5 protein-coding genes and 1 pseudogene are annotated in these 10,053 nt (G+C 24.1%); all 6 read left to right on the top strand.

All coding sequences use genetic code 11. The features are described from left to right. Positions 1–186: 186 nt before the first annotated feature. The 6 genes and pseudogenes from NY022_RS08595 (at position 187) to NY022_RS08570 (ending at position 10,049) form a co-directional block, all read left to right on the top strand. Complete coding sequence (locus NY022_RS08595) at positions 187–588, top strand: hypothetical protein (RefSeq protein WP_267525312.1); 402 nt, start codon at positions 187–189, stop codon at positions 586–588. 2,221 nt (positions 589–2,809) lie between these two features. Next, positions 2,810–4,858: pseudogene (gene ccsA, locus NY022_RS08590) on the top strand (cytochrome c biogenesis protein CcsA); the annotation flags it as partial. A 14-nt stretch (positions 4,859–4,872) separates the two neighbouring features. Further along, a complete protein-coding gene (locus NY022_RS08585) occupies positions 4,873–5,916 on the top strand; it encodes an LptF/LptG family permease (protein ID WP_267525309.1) in 1,044 nt (347 codons plus the stop codon). A 24-nt stretch (positions 5,917–5,940) separates the two neighbouring features. After that, the gene (gene lysA, locus NY022_RS08580; RefSeq protein WP_267525307.1) at positions 5,941–7,152 is read left to right on the top strand and encodes a diaminopimelate decarboxylase; all 1,212 of its coding nucleotides are present in this window, start codon (positions 5,941–5,943) and stop codon (positions 7,150–7,152) included. A 4-nt stretch (positions 7,153–7,156) separates the two neighbouring features. Next, the gene (pheA, locus tag NY022_RS08575; RefSeq protein ID WP_267525316.1) at positions 7,157–8,221 is read left to right on the top strand and encodes a prephenate dehydratase; all 1,065 of its coding nucleotides are present in this window, start codon (positions 7,157–7,159) and stop codon (positions 8,219–8,221) included. After that, positions 8,211–10,049: a FliG C-terminal domain-containing protein gene (locus NY022_RS08570; RefSeq protein ID WP_267525305.1), complete on the top strand. Its 1,839-nt coding sequence runs from the start codon at positions 8,211–8,213 to the stop codon at positions 10,047–10,049. Before pheA ends, NY022_RS08570 begins: the two co-directional genes overlap by 11 nt. Positions 10,050–10,053: the final 4 nt, after the last annotated feature.

Genomic DNA, 10,053 nt, shown 5'->3' with positions numbered 1-10,053 from the left:
TTATCGTTTAGATATGTATGATATAGCTAGATTTTTTGGAGCAACGGATAAATACTGTATATCTTACATAATTGCTTTTGCAATAACATTTGTAGCAACATCAATTATGATATATATTATAAAAAAGTTTAGAAATAAAGTAAATTAAAATAAATGAGACAATATTGTCTAAAAAAAGGATAAAAAATGCTTACGATTTTATTTTGGATTTGGGCTTGTGCAGGTTGGCTACCTGCTATAATTGGATGGGGAATACTTTATGCTATATATTGGGCACTAGATAAAGGCGTAGATATGCTATTACAAGCATTACCGTACATTATAGGTCTTATACTACTCGCTGCATTAGCAGATTTAATTGAAGCAAAAAACAAGAAAAAAGAAGCAAACGCTAATAATACAACACAACAAAGAAAAAAACCTAGTAAAAAAGCAATTAATAAATGGATAGAACAACAAATTGACGCAGGAACTGCTGAACTACTAAGAAAAAACCCTAATCTAACTGAAGAACAGATTAATCATGCAAGAGCTAAAGCAAGAGAACATTTAATAAATGAATTAAGAAAAAATGGAGAAGATATTTAAAAACCTAAAACTTAACTACTGATTATTCAGTAGTTAAGCTCGAAAATGATGTTAAAATTGAAAGGAGTTAAATTATGACACTTATCATAGACATTGAAACTAATAGATTTAAAACTAAACATCAATTAACATCCGAAATAAACACTATTCATTGCATAGGTTGAAGTATGAAGATAAAGAACTAAATGCTTTAGTATGAAAATAAAGATAAATACATTTGTGATCAAATGGCAGGTGGAAGCTTAAAGGTTAAAAGTAAGAATGAATTAGAAGCTAGGTTAAGAATTAATAATAGGCGAAAGAACTAGCGAGGATATTAAAGTTGAAAGTAAGAATGAATTAGAAGATATGTTAAGAAAGATAGAAAAATTTATGAAAAGAAAATGAGATAAAAACTATATTAAATGTAGAAGTTAGACAAGATATAAAGACATTTATATAAATAAATTAAGGAGAGTGTGTTAGATTAAAATGAAAGAGAGAATATAAACTTTCTTTCATTTTGTTAATACTTCATAGGTTTTTAAATCTTATTTTTATGGTTTTTATTTAAGCGTGATTTTAAATATTAACTTATTTTTAATAATTCTTTTTTTCTTTAAAATTTATGCTGATAAATATCAAATTTATATCTATAAAGTAATGTTTATAAAACAATATCTAAATAATTAAAAAAATACAAACTAACCATAAAAGAATAATTGTAAGAACTAACAAAAGATAATGGTATTTATCTATGTGATATTGATATAAGTTTAATTACTGATATGAGTGTATTGTTTAAAAATAGTAATAGCTAAGACTTTAATGACATAAATATTTAGAATTTAAGCAATGTAATCAATATGAGATATATATTTTACAATGCTAATATAGGTTGTACGTTATATATGAAGTTAAATTTTATAAATATCAATAATATAGTAAAGTTAAAAAAAATGATATTAAACTTACAGTTTATAAATTATTATTTTGATAATAAATTTTAAAGATAAAATATATTTTATTTTATTAGTTTTATTTATTGTAGTTTTATTTTTAGTTGTTGTAGTTTTTAGTGATAATATTTAAATAGTAAAAATAAATTTAAAATAATTTAATTAGTATATTTAATACAATATATTACTTTTAAGATATTTTTAATAACTAATTTTTATATAATTTGATATATTCTCAAGTTATAAATTATTTTTTTAACTATCATGCTTATGCGAAATATTAATTTAAATTATTTACACTAACGCTTTAAAAATATATTCTATATAATAAATTTTGTTAAGGAATAACAATGTATAAGATGATATCAAGTATGAAATTAAGCATAATTTTGTTTTTGTTGTTTGCTTTTGCTAGTGGTTTAGCAACTTTTATAGAAAGCAAATATGGAACTCCTACAGCTTGGGCTTTAATATATGCTAGTTGGTGGTTTGCTGCTATTCAGGTATTGCTAGGAATTAATTTATTTTTTGCAATATTTAGATATAAAATGTATGAAAAATTACCACTTTTTATATTCCATCTTAGTTTTTTATTTATGCTACTTGGCTCGGCACTTACTAGGTATTATGGATTTGAAGGATATATTCATATAAGAGAAAATGAAACTTCAAATATAGTAAGCTCAAGAGAAGCATTTTTTAGTATTTCTGCTATGAAAGATAATAAATACTATTCAAGCGATGAGTTTAAATATATAAGCGTAATAGGTCATAATGATGTAGATATTAACTTAGATTTAGATGGCAAAATAGCTAATTTAAAATTAGAAAAAGTTATTTTACACGCAAAACCAGCTTATAAAGAAGAAATAGGCGGAAAACCTTTCGTATTATTAAATGTTTCAGGAGAGCAAGGCTCAAGTGCATTAGCCCTTGATGAAGGTAGATTTGTTGTATTAGGAGAAGTTGTAATAGCAAATAAAAAAGCTATTTCAATGAATGCTAAGCTTTTAGAATTTAACGAAAACAAAATTAAAGCGAATTTTGATTTAGAAATATTTGATGTTAAAAATAAGAAAAATATAAAATTATTAGCTGATAATGAATTTAGCCTTGATGATGGAATGGTAATTTCATTTGAAAATTACAAAATTGGATTTGATAAATTTTACAAAAATGGCGTTAAATACTACGAAGATAGCAAAGATAGCGAGTATCCAAATGCTTATTTAGTAAAAGTAACTTATGATAATGATAGTTTATACGCATATTTGTTTGAAGGAGAAGGGCAAAAAATCACTCTAGCAAATCAAACTTTTAGCATATCTTATACTGCTAAATTACTTGAATTACCATTTAGCTTTACTTTAAACAAATTTGAATTAGAGCGTTATATGGCTTCAAATTCTCCGAAATCTTATGCAAGTTATATTAGAATAAATGATGATGAAAGTAAGGATTATAAGATTTATATGAATAATGTATTAGACCATAAAGGTTATAGATTTTATCAAAGCTCATACGATAAAGATGAGCTAGGAACTATTTTAAGTGTAAATCAAGACCCAGGCAAAATACCAACTTATATTGGATATTTATTATTAGGTATAGGATTATTTTTAAACTTGATTTATAAAAATTCACGCTTTATGATTTTAACAAAACGCTTAGCAAAAATGAGTTCATTAGTGCTTTTACTTAGTGCTTTAACTCCGCTTTTACATTCTGATGACATTAATGAAGCTATAGATAATGCTAATAAAAATCTAGCCCCAGTTAGCCTAGAAGAACATGTAAAAGAATTAAGCGTTTTACCAGTTCAAAAAGACAATGGAAGAATAGCTCCATTTGGCTCATTAGCACTTGATTTAGTAAATAAAATTCATAAAACAAGCACTTATCAAGGTAAAGATGCAACAGAGCTTTTAATATGGATTATGAGTGATTTTAAAGACTTTTCTAAAGAAAAATTTATTTATCTAAGCAATCAAGAAATAAGAGATTTTTTAAATCTTGGCAAGGGTAAATATGCTAGTTTTTACGATTTTTTTCCAAATAATGTATATGCTTTAAAAGATGAAGTTGATAAGGCTTTAAGAACCAATCCAAACAAGCGTGGAACTTATGAAAAAGAATTATTAAAAGTTGATGAGCGTTTAAATCTTTTATATTACGCTTCTTTAGGTGGTTATGTAAGAGCTAGTTTTGAAGATGGTAAAGCTTTAAATGTTTTAGAAACTAGCAAACCTGATTTAAAAGCTTATTTTTTATCATTAATAAATGCAAATAAAGACAATAATTATGCTTTAAGTTCAAAGATTTTAAATGAGATTAAAGCTAGTCAAGGAACTAATATTGATGAAGCAAAATTTAAATTAGAAATCGCTTTTGATAAGGTAGGGATTTTTACAAAATTAAGCCCTGTTTATTTATTAGGTGGTTTAGTGCTATTAATTTTAGTATTTTCAAGAATGATTAGTGGTAAAACAAGTCTAAAAACTGCCTTTAAAATAGTTTATTATCTAAATATTTTAGTTTTCATAGTTCATACAATTGCACTTGCTATTAGGGGATATTTAAGTGGTCATGCACCTTGGTCAAATTCTTATGAAAGTTTATTGTATATTTCTTGGGCATTAAGCTTAAGTGGTATTGTATTTTCTAAAAAAAGTCCTATTTCATTATCACTTACATCAATTCTTGCAGCTATTGTTTTAATGGTAGCTCATCTTAGTTCAATTGACCCACAAATAGGCAATCTCGCACCTGTTTTACAAAGTTATTGGCTAACAATTCATGTTAGTATCATAACTGCTAGTTATGGATTTTTAGGTCTATGTGCTTTACTTGGAATTTTTGTATTAGTTTTATTTATTATGTTAGGAAAAAATAAAAAGCTAAATGAAAGAATAAAATCAAATATAAAAGAAGCTACAATGATTAACGAAATGGCTATGATTTTAGGCTTATCATTGCTTACTTTAGGCAATTTCTTAGGTGGTGTTTGGGCTAATGAATCTTGGGGAAGATATTGGGGCTGGGATAGTAAAGAAACTTGGGCTTTAGTATCTATTTTAGTTTATGCTGCAGTTTTACATATTAGAATGATTAAAGGAATAAATAATCAATTTACATTTGCAGTATGCTCTATGTTTGCATATTTGAGTATTATTATGACTTATTTTGGAGTGAATTACTTTTTAACAGGTATGCACTCATATGCTGCAGGAGAAGCTGCTAGCGTGCCTATTTATGCTTACATTAGCGTAGGAGTTATGGCATTATTAGCAATTGTTGCAAGTAAAAATAAAAAGGAAGCAGAACTTTTATAGACTGGTTATAAGCTGTGAATAAAGTATATTTTAGATATTTATTTTCTTTATATTTTAAGAATTGTTTTGTATTTACAATAGCTTTTATTATGTTTTATTTAATGATTGATATTTTTGTAAATTATAATAAGCTAAATTTAAATACAAATATTTTTTTATTGTATATATTTTTTACTATTTTTACAGCTTTTTATTATGTTTTACCAATAACTCAAATTTTATCTATAATCTATACGAAAATAACATTAATTAAGAAGAATGAATTCATAGCGTTTTATTCTTTAGGACTTAGCAAGAATGCTAGTCTTATTCCAGCTTTTATAGTTAGTATTTTGTTTTCTATAATAGCTATTTTTTTTAATTATACAAATCTATCATACTCAGAAAAATATAAATCAAATATTTTAAAATATGGTTATGTAAACAGTAAGAAAAATGATTTATTTTTTAGATATAACAACGATTATATTTACATAGGTAATTACAGCGATAACAAGATAAATGATATTGAAATTTTAAAAATTAAAAATAATGAAATAGCTACTTTGACAACAGCTAAAGAGGGAAATTTTGTTAATAATAACTGGGTTTTAAAAGATGTAAAATCAATAGAATATAAATTTAGTGATAATTTTAATGATATAGTAGTGATTGAAGAAAATATTAATGAAAAAATTACGCTAAATAACTTTAAACCAGAAATTTTAGATAATTTAGACTCAGATGAAAATAGTTTGCAAGATGTATTTTTTTATCTTAAAAATTTTGATAGTAACCAAAATATATTTAGAGCTAATATTTACAAACAAACTATATTTTTATTATTTGCACCATTTTTATCATTAATTATTTTTTATAAATTACCTATTATGCCTAGATTTTCAGATTTAAATTTAATAGGTTTAATATATACTTTTATATCATTATTATTCTATGGTAGTTTATTTTTATTATTAAGATTTGCACAAAATGGAGTAATAAATCCAGAAATATCCATACTTTTACCTATATTTTTGATTATTATATATTCGTTAATAATGTTTGTTAAAAATAGATGAAAAATTGATTATAAAGGGATAATAATGGACTTTTTAAAACTTGCAAATGGTATTAATACACCTTTTTATTTGTATGATTTTAACGAGATTGAAAATAGATTTAATAGTATTAAAAAAGCATTTAGTGGAGCTAAAAATAATATTTTTTACGCGGTTAAGGCTAATTCAAATTTATCTTTATTAAAGTTTTTAGCGAATTTAGATAGTGGATTTGATTGTGTTAGTGCAAATGAGATTAGAAGAGCTTTAAAAGTAGGTGCTAAACCTTATAAAATAATTTTTAGTGGGGTTGGTAAAAGTGCAAGTGAATTAGAATTTGCAATAGAGCAAAAAATACTTTATATAAATGTAGAAAGTAGTGCTGAATTAGAGCTTTTAGAAAGTATTGCAAAGAGCAAAAATCAAGTAGTAAATATAAGTATTCGTGTAAATCCTAATATAGATGCAAAAACTCATCCTTATATTTCAACAGGTCTTAAAGAAAACAAATTCGGAGTTAGTCTAGATAATGCTAGGGCTATGTTTTTAAAAGCACATAAATCAGATTATTTAAATCCAGTAGGAGTTCATTTTCATATAGGTTCAAATATCTTAGAATTAAGTAGTATTATCCAAGCTGCTATTTTGGTAGAAAAATTTATAAAAGAACTAAATACCGCAGGGCTAAATATTAAGTTTTTTGATATTGGTGGCGGAGTTGGTATTAAATACAAAAATGATGAAATAGAGCCTAATTTAGATGAGTTTGCACATATGATTAAAAATATTGCAAAAGCACAGGATTTGACAATTTGCTGTGAGCCAGGTCGCTATATTGTAGGAAATGCAGGTTATTTAGTAAGCAAGGTTTTATATGAAAAAACCAACGAAGGAAAAAGATTTGTAATATGCGATGCTTCTATGTGTGAGCTAATTCGCCCAAGTTTATATGAAGCATATCATGAGATTTTAAGCTTTCCTAGTGTAAATAAGCTAAATGAAAGTAGCAAGGCTGATTTAGTTGGTGGAGTTTGTGAAAGTGGAGATTTCTTAGCAAAAGATATAGTTTTACCACCTTTAATGGCAAATGATTTAGTAGTTATTAAAAGTTCAGGAGCTTACGGATTTGTAATGAGCTCAAATTATAATTCAAGAACAAAGGTTGCTGAATATTCTTTATATAACAATGAGTTAAAATTAATAAATAAAGCTCAAAGTTTTGATGAATTAATAGCTAATGAATTATCTTGTTTGTGAGTATATTATGAATTTAGAAGAAATTAGACAAAATATAAATAAAATTGATGATGAAATAATTAAATTATTAAATCAAAGAATGGAATTTGTAAAGCAAGTTGGTATTTTAAAGCATAATGAAGGTAGTCCAATTTATCGTCCTGTAAGAGAAAACGAGATAATAAATAGACTAAGTGAAAATAGCAAAGGCTTATTGGAAAAAGACGCAATTAAAGCAATTTATCAAGAGATTTTTGCAATTTCAAGAAATCTTGAATTACCACAAAGAGTTGCGTTTTTAGGTCCAATTGGCACTTATACTCATCAAGCAGCAAGATTGTGGTTTGGAGCGCTTAGTGAATATATTGAGATTGCTACTATTGAAGATGTTTTTGTTAGTTTAAATAACGATGAAGTATCTTATGCAGTAGTTCCTATAGAAAACAATACAGAAGGTGGGGTTGGAGCTACTCTTGATTGTCTTGCAAAATACGATGATATTTTGATTTTTGCTGAGAATTATTTAGATATTCATCATTCATTCGCAAGCACAACTGATGATATAAGAGATATTAAAGTGATTTTTTCTCATCCACAAGGCTATAATCAGTGCAAAAAATTCTTAGAAGCTCATAATATTTTAGACATTGAGTTTGTCCCTACTAAAAGCACAGCCGCTGCTGCAAAATTAGCAAAAGATACGCCAAACTCAGCTGCAATTTGCTCAAAAATTGCAGCAAAACTAAGCGATTTGCCTTTAATGTTTGAATGTATTGAAGATAATAAGGCAAATAAAACTAGATTTTTAGTGCTTAGCAAACATTCTTGCGAAAAATCAAGCAATTCTAAAACATCAATTCTAGCAAATACAGCACATAAAGCAGGTGCTTTAGTTGATTTACTTAATGAGTTTAAAGAAGCAAATATCAACTTAACTAAAATTGAATCAAGACCTTTAAAAACTAAGGATTTTGAATATAGTTTTTTTATTGATTTTGATGGGCATATAGACGATGATAATATTAAAATGATTTTAAAAAATAAAAATAATATTAAGTGGTTGGGTTCATATTTAAAGAATGATTTATGATTATTTTTTTAAAAATATAGACAATGAAAATTCTAATTTTATATCAAAATATAAGTTAGCTATTTTTATTGTTTTTAGTGTTTTTTTATTTATTTTAATATTTTTATTATGCGATAAAGAATATTTTAATAAAGCATTTAATAATAATTTTTTGTATTATGATAGTAATGTTTTAAGTAATGATAAAAATTTTGATTATGTTAAGAGACAAATTCAATACAAAAAAGATTATGATTTTTTTTTAGAACAAAAAATTATTAATATATTATTACCTATTTTAGGAGATGAAAATTTATTTATAGTTAAAGTTAATACTATTTTTGATTTTAATCAAGAAAAAAGAAAAAATGATGATTTAAAAAATGTATATAAAGATAGTTATGCAACGATAGAAAAAATAAATGTTGTTATTACAATTAATGAAAATATTAAAAATAATAAGAAATTAAATGATGATGAATTAAATAAATTAATAAATTTAATACAAAATATAGTAGGCTTTGATAATAGTAGAGGTGATAGTGTAACTATAAGTACTTTTAAATTTGCTAATCAAAATAATCTTATTGTTTTTTTAGATAATTATTATGTTATATATATTTTTAAAATATTTTTGATAATTTTAGTTTTGTTTTTGTTTTATAAAATGTTTTTATATTATTTTTCTAAATTATTAGATAATGATTCAGAATCTAAAAATATAAAAAATTATAATAATATTAATCAAAATATTATAGATGAAAAAATAGTCAATCAAGAATATGATAAATTAATAAAAGATATAAACGATATTATTTTTTCAGATACTGATAAAATAGTAAATATATTAGTAAATTTGCTAAACGATAATATAGAAAAAAATGACTATCATTTTATGAGAAAATTAGCCATTTTTTTTGTATTAATAGGCAATAATTCAGCAAGTTTAATAATGGTAAAATTTGATGAGTTAAAAATTAATCAATTAATGAGTGAAATAATAAAAATAAAAGAAATTAATAAAGATGAAGCTATAAAAATATTAATTTATTTTTATGATTTATTTATGAATGAAAAATTAGTTTTTAATAATGGATTAGATAGTGCTAATGAAATTTTAAATAAATTATTTGATAATCAAACAGCTAGTAAGATTTTAGAAAATATATTAGGAAATAGCACTAAATTTGCGTTTTTAAATAATATAAATATAAATTTTCTAGTGCAATTATTAGAAAGTGAAAATGAACAAACTATAGCATTAATATTATCACATTTAGAACCATTAAAAGTAGCTAAAATATTAGAACGTTTTGATATAAATTTAAGAAATAATGTAGTTTATAGAATGGCTAGTTTGAATAATGTTAATCAAGATATTATAGATAGAATATCATTTGTTTTAATGAATAAAGTCAAAGAATTATCTTTTAATCAACAAAACATATGTAGTATTAAAAATAGCGCTAGAATAATTAATTATTTAGACGATAGTTTAAGTAAAGATATTTTAAATTATATAGAAGAAAATGATAAATTTATAGCTAGTAAAATTAAGGATAAATTATTCACCTTTAATGATATTTATAGATTTAGTGATAATGACATGAAAATTATTTTAGAGCATATTAGTTATAGTGAGCTTATGATAGCGTTAAAAGGTAGCACCGATGAGTTTTGCAATTTTTTTACTTCGTTTATGGATAAAAATGAGTGTGAAAATTTTAATATTAATATGTTAAATTTAGGAAATTTAAAAGTAAAAGATATTGAATTTGCACAAGAAAATATCGTAAAAACCATAAAAAAACTTATAGAGCAAGAAAAAATTAATTTACTAGATGATTGATGAT

The sequence above is a fragment of the Campylobacter sp. MG1 genome (assembly GCF_026616895.1).
Taxonomy (GTDB): Bacteria; Campylobacterota; Campylobacteria; order Campylobacterales; family Campylobacteraceae; genus Campylobacter_E.
This window is presented reverse-complemented; position numbering and strand designations above follow the sequence as displayed.